This is a genomic window from Nocardioides sp. S5-5 (genome assembly GCF_054954065.1).
Genome location: NZ_CP199913.1, coordinates 2,825,235 through 2,842,008, shown reverse-complemented (window position 1 = coordinate 2,842,008; position 16,774 = coordinate 2,825,235). Strand labels below are relative to the sequence as shown.

The following is a 16,774-nucleotide window of genomic DNA, read 5'->3' as shown; positions in this document are numbered from 1 at the left end:
GCGCCCGGGGAGGGGTGAGGATGGGAGACGAGCGACGCGGTCGGGTCCTGCTGTGGACCGTGTACGCCGCTCTCGCGCTCTTCGTGTTCACCGAGAAGTGGGGGCAGGCGACCAGCGACACGCGCTTCGAGCTCACCGAGGTGCCCGGCCCGCATCTCGCCGGCACCCTCCACCTGTGGAACCCCGAGGTCTCGCTCGGGGAGATGCAGAACCAGGCCTACGGCTACCTCTTCCCCCACGGGTCCTTCTTCTGGCTCGTCGAGCTGGCCGGGATCCCGGGCTGGGTCGCGCAGCGCGGGTGGTCGGTGCTGGTGCTGATCGTGGCCTGTGAGGGCGCCCGACGCCTGGCCCGGGTCCTCGACACGTCGCCGACGGCTGCCGCCGTCGCGGGCCTGGCCTACGGCCTGACGCCGAGGCATGTCACGGAGATCGGCACGCGCAGCGCGGAGATCCTGCCGGGCGCGGTGCTGCCGTGGGCCCTGCTGCCCGTGGTCCTGGCGACTCAGGGCCGGCTCCGGCCGCGGAACGCAGCGGTCCTGTCGGCGGCGGCGTTCGCCTGCTCCGGCGGCGTCAACGGCACGGCGACCGCTGCTCCGGCCGCCTTGCTGGCCATCGTCGTCGGGTGGGCACTGCTCAGCAGGCGGCTGAGCTGGCGGTTCGGCGTCGGCTGGTTCGCGCTCGTCGGAGCGGTGAGCGCTTGGTGGGTCCTCTCGCTCCTGCGGCTGGGCGCCTACAGCCCGCCGTTCTACGACTTCGTCGAGGACGCCCGTGCGACGACCTCGACCTCGGGCTTCGCCGCGGTGCTGCGCGGCGCGAGCAACTGGGTGGGCTACATCTCGGTCGGCGGTGAGCGCTGGTGGCCGGCCGGCTACGACCTGGCCTACGCGCCGTGGCTCGTGCTCGGCTCCGGGGTCGTCGCCGTCGCCGGATTCATCGGGCTGCTGCGGATGCGCAGCGCCTGGCGCACCCCGCTGCTCGTCGCCGCCGGCTTCGGCCTGGTCTGCCAGGTGATCGCCCACACCGGCGCCCTCGACGGTCCGCTCAGCCAGGCGCTGCGCGACCTGCTCGACGGCCCGCTCGCACCGCTGCGCAACGTCCCGAAGGTCGACCCGGTGCTGCGGGTGCCGATCGCGCTGGGACTCGGCGTGCTGGTCGACGACCTGGTCCGTCAGCTGCTGCGTCGGCCAGGGGCCGGTCGCGGCCGGGTCGCGGTGCGCCGCTGGGCGGCGGGCGGCCTCGTCGTCGCCCTCGCCGGCGGTCTGATCGCCATGGCGCAGCCGATCATCACGGCCGACACCCGCACACCCGGGTGGAAGGCCATCCCGTCGTACTGGACCGAGGCGGCCGCCTACCTGGAGAAGCGGTCGAGCGAAGCCGGGCGGAGCGGCGGCGCGACCTGGGTGATCCCGGGCTCGGGCTTCGGCATCCAGCAGTGGGGCTGGACCATGGAGGAGCCGATGGAGGCGGTCGCGCGCAGCCCGTGGATCACCCGGTCCCAGGTGCCGCTCACCCCACCGGCGACGATCCGGCTGTTCTCCGCGCTGGAGGGCTACCTCGAGACCGGGTCGGGCTCGCCGTACCTGCGGCACCTGCTCAACCGGCTCGGGATCGACACCGTCCTGGTCCGCCACGACCTCGACGTCAACGTCTCCCAGGCGACGTCCGCGAGCCTGGTCGGCGTGGCGCTCGGCCGCTCGCCGGGGCTGCGCTCGGTCGCCACCTTCGGCGAGCTGGAGTTCGGTCCGGCGATCGAGGTGTTCGACGTCGAGCCGGCCGAGGGCGCCCAGACCGGGACCGGTGGCTACGACGTCCGCGACGTCGACGGCGCGGTGACCGTGGCGGGCTCGGTCGAGGCGGCGGTCGCCGCGGTGGGCTCCGGTCTGGTCGGCCCCGCGCAGGCCATGGTGCTCGAGGGCGAGGACGACTGGAGGCCCGGCGCGCAGGTGGTCGGCGACGGCTACCGGCTGCGGGAGCGCTCCTTCGGTCGCATCCAGGACGCGGAGAGCAACGTGATGACGCCGACCGACCGCTTCCACGGCGACCGGGTGGTGCCGAACTACCCGGGCTCGGCGGGCGCGAAGCCGGTCGTGGCGAAGTACGTCGGCATCGCCGGCGTCGACGCGTCGAGCTCCCGGGCCTGGACCAGCTCGCTGGGGCCGGTACACCCGGAGAACGCGCCGTGGTCGGCGCTCGACGGCGACCCGTCGACCTCTTGGCGTCCCAGCCCCTACCGCGACGCGGCCGGTCAGTGGCTCGAGGTCGATCTCGGGCGGGCGCGGACGATCGGCGAGGTCACGCTCAGCCAGCCCACGGTCGAGGACGTCGAGCGGGTGACCCGGTGGCGGGTGAGCGCGGGCGGGCGCAGCCGCGTGCTCGAGGCCGACCCGTTCACCGGGGAGGGCTCGGTGCGTCTCGGCGTCCACGCCGACCGGGTCCGAGTCGAGGCACTCGGCGGCACCAGCAAGCAGGCCGCCATCGGCATCGCCGAGCTCGTGATCGACGGCGTGCGTCCGAGCCGCACCCTCGTCGTGCCGGACGCGCCGACCGACGCGGCGCCCGACCTGGTGTTCGCCGCGACCCCGGAGAGCCGGGCCTGTGTGCTCACCGTCTTCGGCGCCGACTGCGATCGCTACCGCGCCCGGGCGGCCGAGGAGGCCACCGGCATCGACCGCACGTTCACCCTCGACCAGGCGGGCCGCTTCGACGTCCGCGGCCTGGTCGTGGCGCGCAGCCGCCCCGGCACCCTGGCTCTGCTCCAGCCGACCGTCGGCGTGACCATGTCCGGCTCGTCGTGGCTGGCCGTGGACCCCGCCGTCTCCCCGCGGATGGCGTACGACGGCGACGGCGCGACCTCATGGGTCGCGGACCCGCGCGACGACGCGCCGGTCCTCACCGTCGACCTCGGCCGAGAGCGGACCCTGCGCCGGATCGCCGTCAGCCCGCCCGCCGGAGTCGCGGTCCTCCCGGACCACGCGGTCATCCGCGCGCGGACGACCGACGGCGAGGTGGTCCGCGAGGTCGACCTGCGCGGGTTCGGCGGCTTCGAGCCGGTCCGGGCCCGTGAGCTGACGATCACCTTCAGCCGCTCGGCGGGCCGGGTCGACGGTGCGCCGCTGGGCATCGGCGAGCTGCGGCTGGGCGGCGCCCGGGTCGCCGTACCGCTGGACGGTGGTGGGCCGACCGGCTCGGTGTGCGGGTACGGCCCTCAGCTGGTCGTCGACGGTCGGGTCGTCGACACCCGGGTCCACGGCTTCCTCGGCGACGTCGTCGCCGCGGGGCAGCTCGCGGTCGAGCCGTGTGACGACGCGGGCCCGCTGCAGCTGGCGGCTGGGACGCACCGGGTGGCGCTGCGCTCGACCGAGCAGTTCCAGCCGGTCGGGCTGACGCTCGACTCCGTCGGCTCCGGCGCGGAGCCGGGGCGGGTGCGCCCGCGCTCGCGCTCGATCCGGCTGCTGTCGGCCGACGACACCCGGGTCCGGCTCGACGTCGGTCCCGGAAAGGACGGCGTGCTCTCCTCGCCGCACAACGTCAACGTGGGCTGGGTGGCCACGGTCGACGGGCACCGGCTGGAGCCGATCACGGTCGACGGCTGGGCCCAGGGCTGGCTGCTCCCGGCCGGGACCGACGGTGAGATCGAGCTCGTCTACGCCCCGCAGCGGGGCTACCTCGTCGTGCTCGTCGCCGGCCTGGGCGTCCTCGGCCTCGTGCTGCTCGCCGCGCTCGGGATCCTGGTGAGCGGTGCCGTGCGCCGGCACCGCCCCCCGGCGGGGACGGCCGCCGCCGATCTCGCGGCGCCCGCGACGCCGTGGTCGCGCCGGCGTACCGTCCTCTCCGCGGTCGGCGGCGGCCTCGTGGCCGGGCTGGTCGGCGGTCCCGTGGTGGCGCTCGGCGGAGTCCTCGGCGTCCTGCTCGCGCGGTGGCCGCGGGTGGTCCAGGCCGTCGTCGGCACCGTGCTGTTGGGCGCCCTGGTCGCCTTCGTGCTCACCCTGTCGGACGGCCCGGCACTGCCGTCGCGGGCCGTCGACCTCGCTACCGGCGCCGCGCTCGCGCTCGGCTTCGCGGCCGGGTTCGCGCGCAGGACACCGGGGTGAGCCGCGCGGTGCGCGGCCCGGACCTCGCGGTGACCGCGGGGATCACCGTGCTGGTGCTGGGTCCGCTGCTCGTCGGCGGCGGCTACTGGCTGGTCGGCGACATGGTCTTCGTCCCGCGCCAGCCCTGGAAGAGCGCCTGGCTCGGCCTGGACGGGTCGCTGCCCCGCGCCGTCCCGATGGATGCGCTGGTGTCGGTCGCCACCCAGCTGGTGCCGGGCAGTGTGGTCCAGCGGCTGCTGCTCGTCGGCGGCTTCCTCGCCGGCGGTCTCGGGATCGCCCGCCTGGTGGGGGACCAGCGGTGGTATGCCCGCGGCGCCGCGATCACCCTGTTCTGCTGGAACCCGTGGGTCTGCGAACGGCTGCTGATCGGCCAGTGGGCGATCCTGCTCGGCTACCTGCTGCTGCCCTGGGTGGCGCGGGCCGCGCTCCGGCTGCGCGCCGATCCGCGCGACGGGGGGCCGGCGGCCATCGCCCTGGCGCTGTCGGCGCTCTGCAGTCCGTCGAGCGGTGTGCTGGCCGTCGGCGTGCTGGCCGTGCTCGGTCTGGGCCGCGAGCGCCGGGCCTGGTGGCGGGTCGCCGTCCTGGCCGTCGCCGCGAACCTCACCTGGGCGATGCCCGCGCTCACGGCCACGACCGCCCGGGTGTCGACCCAGGGCGTCTTCGACGCCTTCGCGGCCCGCGCCGAGTCCGCGGCCGGTGTGGCGGCCAGCGTGCTCTCGCTCGGCGGCATCTGGAAGACCTCGATCGTGCCCGAGGAGCGCACCAGCGCCGTGCTCGTGCTGCTGTCCTGCCTGTTGACGCTCGCCGCGTGCGTGGGCCTGGCGCGCAGCGGTGCGGACCGTCGCCGGTGGGCCACGCTCGGCGCGGCGGCGGTCGTGCTCGCGCTCGTGCCGGCGCTTCCCGGGGGTGCCGACCTGCTGGAGGGCCTCGCCGCCCGGGTGCCGGGCCTGGCCCTGCTGCGCGACTCCCACCGCTTCCTGGCACCGCTCGGCCTGGTGCTGGCGGTCGGGTCGGCGCACGCGGTGACGGCGCTGCGGGCGCGCATCCGGCCCGGTGTCGGGGCGCTGTGGAGCGCCGTCGCCCTGCTCGTCGTGGCCCCGCTCCTGCTCCTGCCGAGCCTGGCCTGGGGTGCGCTCGGTGACCTGTCGCGCTCGTCGTACCCGCGGGCGTGGGCGGACGTCGCCGCCCTGGTCGGCACCGACGACACCACCGTCGTGCTGCCGTGGGAGGGCTCCTACCGGGGCTACGCCTGGAACCGTCGGCGAGCCGTGCTCGACCCCGCGCCCCGGCTGCTGCCCGGCACCGTGCTGGTCGACGACCGCGTGCTGCTGGCCGACCGGGTCGTGCCGGCCGAGGACCCCCGGGTCGTCGCGATCACGCGGGCCCTCGCGGACTCCGACCCGGCGGCGGCGCTGCGCGCCCGAGGAGTGCGCTGGGTGCTGGTCGAGCGGGGGATCGGAGCGCCCGGGATCCCCATCGGACGGGTGGCGTACGACGGCGGAGGACTGCTGCTCGTCGACCTCTCCGCCGGTGGTCCGGTCGCGCCTGTTGGCGCCGAGATCGGTCCCCTGCGTCACATTCTGGTGTCGATCGGCCACGGTTCCGCGATTCTTTTGCTTTTGGCCGGCGTCGCATGGATACTCCGGACTGGGAGTAACGAGCATCACAGTCATGAAGGCCATGGGGAGTGATGCTCTGTGCCGGCCTTTGGGAGGGGGCCGTCGCATGAACACGATCATCGCCGCTGTCGTCGGGGCGCTCGCCTCGACGGTCGTGCTCGTCGCCGGCGTCAACGCCGCTCAGGGCGAGCACAAGCCTGTCAGCAACGAGAAGCTCTACAGCTACGCCAGCAAGTAGGGCGCCCTTCGCCGCAGCTCCCGCGACCTGAGGTCGCCCGGAGCGCGGTTGGTCGTACCCCCACCCGGGAGGGGGTGGGTTGAGCAGACGGCTTGGGAGGGTCCGATGCTGCAGATCGTCATTCCGGCGTACGACGAGGAACGCCGGCTGCCGCGCACCTTGCGCGAGCTGCGCCGTCACGTGACGGCGCACCGCGGGGTGCTCGGCCGCGTGGAGGTGCTCGTCATCGACAACGCAAGCACCGACCGCACCGCCGAGGTCGCTCGCGCCGCCGACTCGGCCGCGCTGCCCGTGCGGGTGCTCCGGTGCGTCCGGCGTGGCAAGGGCGCCGCGGTCCGGGTCGGACTGCTCGCCACCGACGCCGACCTGGTGTGCTTCATGGACGCCGACGGGGCGACCGGCCTCGACGCGCTCGAGGTCGCCTGGCGCCAGGTGCTGCTCGGCACCGACGTCGTCATCGGGTCACGAGCCATCGCCGGGAGCCGGACCGAGGCCCGGCACTGCCGCACGCGCTCGGTCGGCGCGGCGGCGTACCGGCGACTCGCCGGCCGGCTGGTGCCGGGCGTCGCCGACACCCAGTGCGGCTTCAAGGTCCTGCGCGGCGACCTGGCCCGGGCGGCGGCGCGGGACCTGGAGACGGTGGGCTTCTCGTTCGACGTCGAGCTGCTGGTGCGTGTGCGTGCGCTCGGCGCGGTCGTCCAGGAGATCCCGGTGACCTGGACCGACGTACCTGGGTCGACCTTCGTGCCGTCGCGCCACGGAGCCGCGTCCTTCGCCGAGCTGGCCCGGATCGCCTGGCGCTGCCGGGCGATCGACCGCCCGGCGCCGGCAGCGGCCACGGCCGCCCTGCTCGCGGGGAGCCAGGGATGACGCGCGACATGGCGGCTCCGGCGCTGGCCGGGAAGCGCATCGTCGTCGTCAACTGGCGCGACCTCGACCACTCGCTCGCCGGGGGCGCGGAGATCTACGCCTGGCAGTTCGCCCGGGCGTTGCACGAGGCCGGCGCGCGGGTACGTCTGGTGACCGCCCGCGACGAGGGCCAGGCCGCGCGCGAGGTCCGCGACGGGATCGAGGTGCGCCGCGGCGGCGGCGCGCTCTCCTTCTACCTGTTCGCGCTGGCCTGGCTGCTGCGCCACCGGCGCCACATCGACGCGGTGATCGACCCGGCCTGCGGCCTGCCGTCGTTCTCGCCGCTGGTCCTGCGCCGCGGTACGCCGGCCCTGCTCGTCGTCCATCACGTCCATCAGGCCCAGTTCGCCGTTCACTTCCCGGCTCCGGTGGCGGCGTTCGGCCGCTGGATGGAGCGGGTCGCGATGCGTCGCGTCTACCGGGACCACGTCACCGCGGCGGTGTCCGCGTCGACCGTGGCCGAGATGCGCGAGCAGCTCGGCTGGACCGGCGACATCCGGATCCTCGAGAACGGCGCGGACCTGCCGGCCTCCGGCCTCGCCGGCGTCACCGCGAAGGACCCTGACCGGGTCGTCGTCCTCGGCCGGCTGGTCACCCACAAGCGGGTCGACCTCGCGCTCGAGGCCGTACGGCAGGCGCAGGACAGCGCGGAGCTCGCCGGGCGCACGCTCCACGTCGACGTCATCGGCCGCGGACCCGAGCGCGATCGGCTGCGTGCCCGGGCCGCCGAGCTCGGCCTCGCCGCGCAGGTGAGCTTCCACGGCTTCGTGCCGACCGCCGAGAAGGACGCCCTCCTCGCGCGGGCGGCGGTGCAGGTGTGCGCGTCCGACGCCGAGGGCTGGGGCCAGGCCGTCATCGATGCGGCCGCCCACGGCGTGCCCACCGTGGCCCGCGACGTCCCCGGGCTGCGCGACTCGATCCGGCAGGGGGAGAGCGGCTGGCTGGTTCCCGACAGCGAGGACCCGGCCACCGTCGTCGCCCGGATCGCCCCGGCGCTGACCGGTGCGCTGGTCGACGCCGCCCGACCCGAGACCCGAGCCCTGCGCGCCGAGGCGTGCCGGGCCTGGGCCCGCAAGTTCGACTGGTCGCAGATGCGCCTGCAGGCGTGCGACCTGACCACCCAGCTCCTCGGGCCCGCGGCCGCGCCGCCCGACCGTCACCACCCACGCGACGCTCGCGTGGCCGTCTGAGAGAGGCTCGCCCATGCGCAGCAAGCTCGCCGCCGTGTCCGTCGGACTCGGTGTCTTCCTGATCGTCGCGGCCGCCCTGGTCCGCTTCTACGCCTACCCGGTGCTCGCCACCGTGCCGCCCGACTACGAGGGCGTCACCAAGCTGGAGGCGAAGGGCGCCGAGGTCTTCAACTCCGACCCGGAGGTGCTGGCACCCGAGACCACCGACCTCGACATCAGCTCGCGCACCATCGCCGACAGCGGTGCCAAGACGCCCGACGGCGTCGTGGTGTGGGTCAACTCCACCACCGTGAAGCGCGCCGACGGCAGCATCTTCCAGCAGTCGCGTGAACGGGCGCCGTTCGACGGTACCTCCGGCGCGGCCGTCGACTGCAAGGCCTGCGACTCGTGGACCGAGGTCGCCGCCGGCGACCGGGAGCCCACGGTGCGCAAGGGCCTGATCTACAAGTTCCCCTTCGACACCAAGAAGAAGGCCTACCCGGTCTGGGACGACAACGTCGGCAAGGCCGTCGACGCGAAGTTCGAGGGCGAGCAGAAGGTCGACGGGCTCACCGTCTACAAGTTCGTGCAGCGCATCGAGCCGACCGTCATCGAGACCCGGGAGGTCCCGGGCTCGGTGTTCGGCTCCACCGAGGCGTCCGTCGACGCCGAGATGTGGTACGCCATGACCCGCACCTTCTACGTCGAGCCCGCGACCGGCTCGCCGGTCGACCGCGTCGAGGACCGCGTCCAGGAGCTGCGCTACGGCGGCGTCAGCGTCCCCGCCTTCACCGGCACGGTGGAGTACACCCAGGCCCAGGTCGACGAGCTGGTCAGCGAAGCCAAGTCCAACAGCATGCTGCTGGGCGGGATGAGGCTGATGTTCCCCGGCCTGCTCCTGCTGCTCGGCCTGGTGCTCGTGGCGGCCGGCATCCTCCTCGGCCGGAGCGCCCGGCAGGAGCGCTCGGCCCACCGCGACGAGAAGGCGCTCGTCGGCGCCTGATCCCGAGGACTCCTCTCAGAGGAGGGAGACGACGGTCTCGGGCAGCCGCTCGAGACCGTTGTCTCGTCCCGGTCCGTTCGCGACGCGACGACGACCACTAGGTTGGGGTGACATGGAGATCAAGGACCGGCTGCGGGCCTTCTACGACAGCCGGATCGGCCTTCCGGTCTCCGACGACGGCCTGGTCCTCGACGTGGGCAGCGGCGACAAGCCGTCGTGGCGTGCCGACGTCCTGCTCGACCGCTATCCCGGCGAGGCCCATGCCGGCCAGCGCTCCGGCACCGGGCACACCCGCATCGACCGCCCGCTCTTCGACGCCGACGCCGCGGCGATGCCCTTCGCCGACGGCGTCTTCGACTACGCCATCTGCTCCCACGTCCTCGAGCACGTCCCCGACCCGGTCGGCGTGGTCCGCGAGCTGACCCGGGTGGCCCGCGCCGGCTACATCGAGGTGCCCGAGGCGTCGGCGGCCAAGATCGTCGACTTCCCCAGCCACCTGTGGTGGTGCCGGCTCGACCGCTCGACGGAGCCGCCGACGCTGGTCATGGAGGCCAAGCAGGCGTCGGCGTTCGATCCCGAGATCGACGCCTACCTGCGGCGCTCCGGCCTCGCCGACCCGGTCAAGCGGCTGATCGACAGCCGCCACCATCACAACGTCATCGCTCTGCGCTGGACCGGGACCCAGCCGGTCCGCACCGTCGGTATCCACGACCCCGCCTTCGTCGAGCGCACCGTCAATGCCGAGGCCCACCACACCCGCGGGGGCGAGGCCGTCGTAGCCCGGGTGCTGACCTCCGCGCTCACCGTGGGCAAGCCGCGCCGACGCACGCCGATCGCCTACGACGACGTCGTGCGTCCCGAGCTGCGTCGCGGCGACGGCGCCGTGCTGGAGCCGCGGATCTACCGTTTCTGAGCCGTCACGGCTTGTGGGCGAGGACCACCAGGCTGACGCCCGGCAGCCCCTTGACCGGCAGCGCGCGCTCGACGGCGAGGGTGGCGCGCAGGCCGGCGTTGAGGACCGGATGCACCGCCTCCATCTCGCTCTCGGCGACGTGCTTGTTGCGCCGGCGGGCCCGGACGACCGGTCGCAGCAGCACGTTCCAGGACCGGAGGTCGTCGATCACCAGGCCGGCACCGCTGACCAGGTCGGCCAGCTGCTGGCGCTCGTAGCGCCGGACGTGGCCCAGTGCGACGTCGTGCCCGCTCCACAGCGCCATCCCCGCCGGGACCGCGACCAGGGCCCGGCCGCCGGGACGCAGCACCCGGGCGGTCTCGCGGGCGACGGCGACGTCGTCGTCGATGTGCTCCCACGCGTCGGTGGACATGACCAGGTCGACCGAGGCGGCGGCGACCGGCAGGTGCCGGCCGTCGCCCTGCACCACCGGGATGCCGCGGGCCGCGGCGATGCGGGCGCCGACGTCGGTGTACTCGACGCCGATCGCCTGCCAGCCCAGCTCGCGCAGCACCGCGGTGTTGCCGCCCATCCCGCAGCCGACGTCGACCGCGCGGCCGGCCGGCCAGTCGCGGACGGTACGACGCACCAGGGCCCGGCGGGCGGCGTACCACCAGTGCCGGTGCTCGAGCGCGGCCGACTTGGCGATCTCCTCCGCGTCCACGGGTGCAGCCTAGGAGAGGTCGGCGCCGAAGATCGCCGTGCCGGGCGTGAGCCGGCCGCGGGTCCCGGACCAGCCGCCCCACAGCCGCTCGTGTCCTTCGGGCCACTCGGGCTCGAGCAGCGTGGTCAGCCGGAAGCCTGCCCCGGAGAGCAGCGCGACCCAGTCGCCGAGGGTGCGGTGATGCTCGACGTACGACGTCGCGCCGGTCGCGTCGTCGACCTCGACGTAGGGCGTGCGGTCCCAGTAGGACTGGGTCGCGGTCAGCCCCTCCTCGCTGGGGTCGTCGGGGAACATCCACCGCGTCGGGTGCGTGATCGAGAACGCGAACCGGCCGCCCGGACGCAGCACCCGGGCGGTCTCGGTGACGGCGAGGTCGATGTCGGCGACGAACTGCAGTGCGCCGAACGAGGAGAACACGACGTCGAAGCTGGCGTCGGCGAAGGGGAGTGCGGTGGCGGTGCCCAGCACGCTGGGGACGACGACGGCACTCGCCTCGTCGATGCGGCGGGAGTGCTGCAGCTGACGGTGGGAGAGGTCGAGGCCGATCGCGCGCCCGCCTCGGCTGCGCACCCAGCGCGAGCACTGGCCCGCGCCCGAGCCGACCTCGAGCACGTCGCGCCCGGCCACCTGGCCGAGGATCCCGGCCGCCTCCTCGGTCAGTCCCTCGGGGCCCCAGACGAAGCCGATGTCGCCGAGGAAGCCGCCGTGCGTGGCCTGGTACTCGTCGGCGTACCGGTCCCAGTCGGCGCCGTTGGCGCGCCGGGACTCCTGCTCGTCGGCCGCGCGCCGATGGGCGGTCACGGGGGGATGTGGCCATGTCTCGACGCCCGCAGCGCCCTCGACCTCCTGCACGCTGATCGAGGATAGTCGTCGCCGGTTGGACTCCCACGGCGGGCGGCGCGTACCCTGGAACGTCTGTGTTCTGGCCTGCCCTGCGGGCGGCGATGCACAGCCGCATCATCCCGACTACATCTGCCCACCTCAAGGACTGACCGACTACATGACGAGCACCCTCTCGACCCCCCTCGCGAGCTACGACGACAACGCGCCCCAGGTCGCGATCAACGACATCGGCTCCGAGGCGGACTTCCTGGCCGCCATCGACCAGACCATCAAGTACTTCAACGACGGCGACATCGTCGACGGCACCATCGTCAAGGTGGACCGTGACGAGGTCCTGCTCGACATCGGCTACAAGACCGAGGGCGTCATCCCCTCGCGCGAGCTGTCGATCAAGCACGACGTCGACCCGTCCGAGGTCGTCCAGGTGGGCGACAAGGTCGAGGCTCTCGTCCTCCAGAAGGAGGACAAGGAGGGTCGCCTGATCCTGTCAAAGAAGCGCGCCCAGTACGAGCGCGCCTGGGGCACGATCGAGGAGATCAAGGAGGCCGACGGCGTCGTCGAGGGCACCGTCATCGAGGTCGTCAAGGGCGGCCTCATCATCGACATCGGCCTCCGGGGCTTCCTCCCGGCGTCGCTCGTCGAGATGCGCCGGGTCCGCGACCTGCAGCCCTACGTCGGCCAGACGCTCGAGGCGAAGATCATCGAGCTCGACAAGAACCGCAACAACGTGGTCCTGTCGCGCCGTGCCTGGCTCGAGCAGACCCAGTCCGAGGTCCGCCACGGCTTCCTCACCCAGCTCCAGAAGGGCCAGATCCGCAAGGGTGTCGTGTCCTCGATCGTCAACTTCGGTGCGTTCGTGGACCTCGGCGGCGTCGACGGTCTCGTCCACGTCTCGGAGCTGTCCTGGAAGCACATCGACCACCCGTCCGAGGTCGTCACCGTGGGCGACGAGGTCACCGTCGAGGTCCTCGACGTCGACATGGACCGCGAGCGTGTCTCCCTGTCGCTGAAGGCGACCCAGGAGGACCCGTGGCAGCACTTCGCCCGGACCCACCAGATCGGTCAGATCGTGCCCGGAAAGGTCACCAAGCTGGTGCCCTTCGGCTCGTTCGTCCGCGTCGAGGAGGGCATCGAGGGCCTGGTCCACATCTCCGAGCTGGCCGAGCGCCACGTGGAGATCCCGGAGCAGGTCGTCCAGGTCGGCGACGACGTCATGGTCAAGATCATCGACATCGACCTCGAGCGTCGCCGGATCTCCCTCTCGCTCAAGCAGGCCAACGAGACCGCTGCCGCGGCGGACGTCGAGGAGTTCGACCCCACGCTGTACGGCATGGAGGCCACCTACGACGACCAGGGCAACTACATCTACCCGGAGGGCTTCGACCCGGAGACGGGCGAGTGGCTCGAGGGCTTCGACGAGCAGCGTGCGAAGTGGGAGGAGCAGTACGCCAAGGCGCACGCTCGTTGGGAGGCCCACGTCAAGCAGCAGGCCGACGCCAAGCAGGCCGAGATCGAGGCCGGCGAGTCCAGCTCGTACTCCTCGGCCCCGGCCGAGGAGAGCGGCAACGGCGGCGGTTCGCTCGCCTCCGACGAGGCGCTGCAGGCGCTCCGCGAGAAGCTGACCGGCGGCAACTGACCCGCTGAAATCACATCGACCCGTCGCGTTTGAACGCGACGGGTCGATGTGATTTCGAGGGGAGGTCGGCCGGGAGCGGTCAGTCGAACCAGGTCGGCTGCTCGTGGGTGAGCAGTCGGTCATGGCGGGCCCAGGTGACGAGGGCGGCGGAGCCCGCGATCAGCATGACGAGGAGGAGGAGCAGGATCAGTGTGGTGGCCATGGCAGAAATCATGCTCTTGGTGACTTCCTGCCACCAGTGGCAGAAAAGCCGACATGCGTTGATTTTCTGCCAGCCGGCTGCGACAGTGGTCGGGTGCTGACCAACGTGGCCGTGATCGCCTTCGACGGCGTCGCCCCCTTCGAGCTCGGGATCCTCTGCGAGGCGTTCGGGATCGATCGCACCGACGACGGCGTGCCGGCCGTCGACTTCGCGGTGTGCGCCGAGGACGACCGGCCGATGCGCACCTCGATGGGCTTCACGATGCAGGCCGCGCACGGCCTCGACCGGGTCGCGGAGGCCGACCTGGTGGCCATCCCCGCGATCAAGGGCGGCGTCGCATCCGACGCGGTCGTCGACACCATCCGCGCCGCCGCCGAGCGGGGTGCCCGGCTGATGTCGGTGTGCAGCGGCTCCTTCGTCCTGGGCCAGGCCGGGCTGCTCGACGGCCGTGAATGCACCACGCACTGGATGTACACCGAGCGCCTGCAGCGGGAGTACCCGCTCGCCAAGGTCGTCCCCGAGGTGCTCTACGTCGACGCGGGCCAGGTGGTGACCGGCGCCGGCAGCGCCGCCGGGCTCGATGCCGCACTGCACATCTGGCGCCAGGAGCACGGCGCCGGCATCGCCAACATCATCGCGCGGCGGGCCGTGGTGCCGCCGTACCGGGACGGGGGACAGGCGCAGTACATCGCCCGGGCCGTGCCCGACTGCGACGCCGACACCCTGCGCCCGCTGCTCACCTGGATCCTGGAGAACCTCGGCGAGGACCACTCGGTCGAGGCGCTGGCCAAGCGGGCGCTGATGTCCCCGCGCACCTTCGCCCGTCGGTTCCGCGACGAGACCGGCACGACGCCCCATCACTGGGTCACCCGGCAGCGGGTCAACGCCGCCGAGGAGCTGCTCGAGCGCACCGACCAGCCCGTCGAGTGGATCGCGGGCGAGGTCGGCTTCGGCAATGCCGCGACGCTGCGCCACCACTTCGTCCGGGTGCGCGGGGTCAGCCCGCAGCACTACCGCCGCCAGTTCGCCTGCTGAGCGGGCAGCGGTGCTGCTCCACGAGCTGCTCGACGACCCGGCGCTCGGCCTCGAGGTGCTGGTCCGCGGTCCTGTCGGCCGTGCCGTGCGCTGGGTGCACAGCATCGAGGTCGCCGACCCGGGGGAGTTCCTCCGGGGCGGCGACCTCGTGCTCACCACCGGCGCCTGGCAGCGGCTCGGGCAGACGCCTGCGGCCTGGGTCGAGGAGGTCGAGACCGCCGGGGCGATCGCGATCGGCTTCGGCCGGCTGGCCGCGGACGACGAGCCGCCGGACGACCTGGTCGCCGCTGCCGCGGCCCGCGGCCTGACCTGCTTCGTGGTGCCCGTCGCGGTGCCCTTCGTCCAGCTCGCGGAGGCCTTCGTCGCCGCCAAGCGGGTCGAGTGGGAGGCCCCGCTGCGCCGGCAGCTCGAGCACCACGGTGCGATCGTGGCCGCGCTGCGCGCCGAGCGCGGCGTCGACTCGGTGCTGGGGGTGCTGCGCCGCCGGCTCGGCATCGAGGTCGCCGTGGTGGCCGGTACGACGACCCACGGCCCGGTCCCCGAGCACGGCTGCCCGGTCGCGCTGATCGGCGAGGGCCTCGCCGACGCGTCGCTGGTGCTGCCGCGTCCGCTCGCCGCGCTCGACGTCGACGTCCAGGCCGCCGTCTCCAGCGCGATGCCCTTCCTCGCCCTGGAGTTGGAGCGCGAGCGGGCGGTGCGCGCCACCGAGCAGCGCTACGCGTGGGAGGTGGTCGAGTGGATCGCCACCGGCGTGCCCGCCCCGGCGGTGAGCGCGCGCCTCGAGCTGCTCGGCGTGCCGGTCGGGCGCACGCTGCGCTGCCTGGTCGTCCGCGGCGCGGGCCTGGAGACGGTGGCGAGCGTGCTGGCGCCGTACCTGGTGGTGGAGCGGGTCGACGACGTCGTCTGCCTGGTCGGGGAGGAGGTCGCCCGGGCACCGCTCGCCGGGTATGTCGGTGTCGGGCAGGCCGCCGAGGTCGGCGAGCTGAGGGTGAGCCTGCTGCAGGCCCGTCACGCCGCGGACGCGCTGGTGGCCCGTGGGGTGGAGGGCTGGCTGACCCACGAGGAGCTCGCAAGTCCGGCGCTGCTGCTCGCCGCCCAGGACCCGGACGTGCTGCGGGCGCTGGCCCGGACCGTGCTCGGCGGGGTGCTCGACAGCGACCGGGACCGAGGGACCGCGCTGGTCACCAGCCTGCGCGCCTTCCTCGACGGCGGCGGACGGTGGCAGGAGACCGCCGAGGTGCTGCACGTCCACATCAACACGCTGCGGCACCGGATGAGGCGCGTCGAGGAGCTGACCGGTCGCTCGCTGGCCTCGACCGCCGACCGGGTCGACCTGTTCCTCGCGCTGCGTGCCCTTGGCTGATCCTCCAACGACCCTCGGCGACATGGGAGGATCCGTTCCTCCCGTTCGTGTCCGGCGTGGCGCACCCTGGACCAGCCCGATCTACCGTCAGCCAGGAGGCACAGCATGACCGTCGGACCCGTCGACGCGACCCGGATCCCGCGCTACGCGGGAGACACCACCTTCGCCCGGCTGCCGCGGCTCAGCGACGTCGAGGACGCCGACACCGTCATCTGGGGCGTGCCCTTCGACGGCGGCGTCTCCTACCGTCCCGGGGCCCGCTTCGGTCCCAACCACATCCGCCAGTCCTCGCGGCTGCTGCGGCCCTACAACCCGGCCCAGGACAGCGAGCCCTTCGCCCGGGCGCAGGTCGCCGACGCCGGCGACCTCGGCGCCAACCCGTTCTCCCTCGACGAGGCGATCGCCTCCATCGAGGCCGGCGCCCGCGACCTGTCCGGCACCTCGCGCACCCTGCTCACCATCGGCGGCGACCACACCATCGCCCTGCCGCTGCTGCGCGTGCAGGCGGAGCGGCACGGGCCGATCGCCGTCCTCCACTTCGACGCGCACCTCGACACCTGGGACACCTACTTCGGGGCGCCGTACACGCACGGCACGCCCTTCCGCCGCGCGTCCGAGGAGGGCCTGATCGACTTCACCCACGCGATGCACGTGGGCATCCGCGGGCCGCTCTACAGCAAGCTCGACCTCGACGAGTCCGAGGCGCTCGGCTTCTCCGCCGTCCACGCCCGCGACTTCGTCCGCTCGCCCATCGACGACATCGTCAACCGGATGCGCGAGCGCCTCGGCGACCGCCCCGTCTACGTCTCGCTCGACATCGACGTCCTCGACCCCGCCTTCGCCCCCGGCACCGGCACCCCCGAGGCCGGCGGCCTCTCCAGCGCCCAGTTGCTCGAGGTGCTGCGGGGGCTCGAGGGGCTCCATGTCGTCGGCGCCGACATCGTGGAGGTGGCGCCGGCGTACGACCACGCCGAGGTCACCGGCATCGCCGCCGCGCACGTGGCCTATGAGCTGCTGTCGGTGCTGCCGGGCGGCTCGGCCTGAGCCGAG

The 16,774-nt window shown here is 73.5% G+C and carries 14 protein-coding genes; 11 read left to right on the top strand and 3 right to left on the bottom strand.

Annotation, left to right across the window (positions count from 1 at the left end; genetic code table 11):
- Positions 1-20 precede the first annotated feature (20 nt).
- The 7 genes from ACUP6Y_RS13430 (at position 21) to ACUP6Y_RS13400 (ending at position 9,942) form a co-directional block, all read left to right on the top strand.
- Entirely contained in the window at positions 21-4,091 is a 4,071-nt protein-coding gene (locus tag ACUP6Y_RS13430; RefSeq protein WP_462551229.1) for an alpha-(1->3)-arabinofuranosyltransferase domain-containing protein, read from the top strand.
- The gene (locus tag ACUP6Y_RS13425) at positions 4,088-5,782 is read left to right on the top strand and encodes a hypothetical protein (protein ID WP_462551228.1); all 1,695 of its coding nucleotides are present in this window, start codon (positions 4,088-4,090) and stop codon (positions 5,780-5,782) included. Before ACUP6Y_RS13430 ends, ACUP6Y_RS13425 begins: the two co-directional genes overlap by 4 nt.
- A gap of 34 nt (positions 5,783-5,816) precedes the next feature.
- Positions 5,817-5,948, top strand: a complete 132-nt coding sequence (locus tag ACUP6Y_RS13420; protein WP_462551226.1) for a hypothetical protein — start codon at positions 5,817-5,819, stop codon at positions 5,946-5,948.
- Positions 5,949-6,053: 105 nt separating this feature from the next.
- Positions 6,054-6,818, top strand: coding sequence for a glycosyltransferase (locus ACUP6Y_RS13415; protein WP_462551225.1), 765 nt, complete (start codon positions 6,054-6,056; stop codon positions 6,816-6,818).
- Positions 6,815-8,047, top strand: coding sequence for a glycosyltransferase family 4 protein (locus tag ACUP6Y_RS13410; protein WP_462551224.1), 1,233 nt, complete (start codon positions 6,815-6,817; stop codon positions 8,045-8,047). Before ACUP6Y_RS13415 ends, ACUP6Y_RS13410 begins: the two co-directional genes overlap by 4 nt.
- Before the next feature lie 13 nt (positions 8,048-8,060).
- A complete protein-coding gene (locus ACUP6Y_RS13405; protein ID WP_462551223.1) occupies positions 8,061-9,029 on the top strand; it encodes a PorA family protein in 969 nt (322 codons plus the stop codon).
- A 112-nt stretch (positions 9,030-9,141) separates the two neighbouring features.
- A complete protein-coding gene (locus ACUP6Y_RS13400) occupies positions 9,142-9,942 on the top strand; it encodes a class I SAM-dependent methyltransferase (RefSeq protein ID WP_462551221.1) in 801 nt (266 codons plus the stop codon).
- A 4-nt stretch (positions 9,943-9,946) separates the two neighbouring features.
- Here the strand turns inward: ACUP6Y_RS13400 and ACUP6Y_RS13395 are convergent, their stop codons facing one another.
- Together ACUP6Y_RS13395 and ACUP6Y_RS13390 are read right to left on the bottom strand one after the other, a co-directional pair.
- Positions 9,947-10,645 (bottom strand): class I SAM-dependent methyltransferase, encoded by a 699-nt coding sequence (locus ACUP6Y_RS13395; protein WP_462551220.1) that lies wholly within the window; start codon positions 10,643-10,645, stop codon positions 9,947-9,949.
- A 9-nt stretch (positions 10,646-10,654) separates the two neighbouring features.
- Positions 10,655-11,446, bottom strand: coding sequence for a class I SAM-dependent methyltransferase (locus ACUP6Y_RS13390; protein WP_462551219.1), 792 nt, complete (start codon positions 11,444-11,446; stop codon positions 10,655-10,657).
- A 199-nt stretch (positions 11,447-11,645) separates the two neighbouring features.
- On the opposite strand from ACUP6Y_RS13390, the gene rpsA reads away from it, so the two are divergent.
- Positions 11,646-13,124 (top strand): 30S ribosomal protein S1, encoded by a 1,479-nt coding sequence (gene rpsA, locus ACUP6Y_RS13385; RefSeq protein WP_462551218.1) that lies wholly within the window; start codon positions 11,646-11,648, stop codon positions 13,122-13,124.
- 79 nt (positions 13,125-13,203) lie between these two features.
- Here rpsA and ACUP6Y_RS13380 read toward each other — a convergent pair whose 3' ends face one another.
- Complete coding sequence (locus ACUP6Y_RS13380; protein ID WP_462551217.1) at positions 13,204-13,326, bottom strand: hypothetical protein; 123 nt, start codon at positions 13,324-13,326, stop codon at positions 13,204-13,206.
- Positions 13,327-13,419: 93 nt separating this feature from the next.
- Between ACUP6Y_RS13380 and ACUP6Y_RS13375 the strand changes: the two genes are divergently transcribed.
- The 3 genes from ACUP6Y_RS13375 to speB all read left to right on the top strand — a co-directional run bounded on the left by ACUP6Y_RS13375 (position 13,420) and on the right by speB (position 16,768).
- A complete protein-coding gene (locus ACUP6Y_RS13375; RefSeq protein ID WP_462551216.1) occupies positions 13,420-14,361 on the top strand; it encodes a GlxA family transcriptional regulator in 942 nt (313 codons plus the stop codon).
- A gap of 10 nt (positions 14,362-14,371) precedes the next feature.
- The gene (locus tag ACUP6Y_RS13370) at positions 14,372-15,724 is read left to right on the top strand and encodes a helix-turn-helix domain-containing protein (protein ID WP_462551215.1); all 1,353 of its coding nucleotides are present in this window, start codon (positions 14,372-14,374) and stop codon (positions 15,722-15,724) included.
- Between the two features lie 105 nt (positions 15,725-15,829).
- The gene (gene speB, locus ACUP6Y_RS13365) at positions 15,830-16,768 is read left to right on the top strand and encodes an agmatinase (RefSeq protein WP_462551214.1); all 939 of its coding nucleotides are present in this window, start codon (positions 15,830-15,832) and stop codon (positions 16,766-16,768) included.
- The last annotated feature ends 6 nt before the right edge of the window (positions 16,769-16,774 follow it).

Bases quoted from the DNA above. Each gene is read 5' to 3' on its own strand.
- ACUP6Y_RS13430 (WP_462551229.1), top strand. From the start codon at position 21: ATGGGAGACGAGCGACGCGGTCGGGTCCTGCTGTGGACCGTGTACGCC.
- ACUP6Y_RS13420 (WP_462551226.1), top strand. From the start codon at position 5,817: ATGAACACGATCATCGCCGCTGTCGTCGGGGCGCTCGCCTCGACGGTC.
- ACUP6Y_RS13415 (WP_462551225.1), top strand. From the start codon at position 6,054: ATGCTGCAGATCGTCATTCCGGCGTACGACGAGGAACGCCGGCTGCCG.
- ACUP6Y_RS13410 (WP_462551224.1), top strand. From the start codon at position 6,815: ATGACGCGCGACATGGCGGCTCCGGCGCTGGCCGGGAAGCGCATCGTC.
- ACUP6Y_RS13405 (WP_462551223.1), top strand. From the start codon at position 8,061: ATGCGCAGCAAGCTCGCCGCCGTGTCCGTCGGACTCGGTGTCTTCCTG.
- ACUP6Y_RS13400 (WP_462551221.1), top strand. From the start codon at position 9,142: ATGGAGATCAAGGACCGGCTGCGGGCCTTCTACGACAGCCGGATCGGC.
- rpsA (WP_462551218.1), top strand. From the start codon at position 11,646: ATGACGAGCACCCTCTCGACCCCCCTCGCGAGCTACGACGACAACGCG.
- ACUP6Y_RS13380 (WP_462551217.1), bottom strand. From the start codon at position 13,326: ATGGCCACCACACTGATCCTGCTCCTCCTCCTCGTCATGCTGATCGCG.
- speB (WP_462551214.1), top strand. From the start codon at position 15,830: ATGACCGTCGGACCCGTCGACGCGACCCGGATCCCGCGCTACGCGGGA.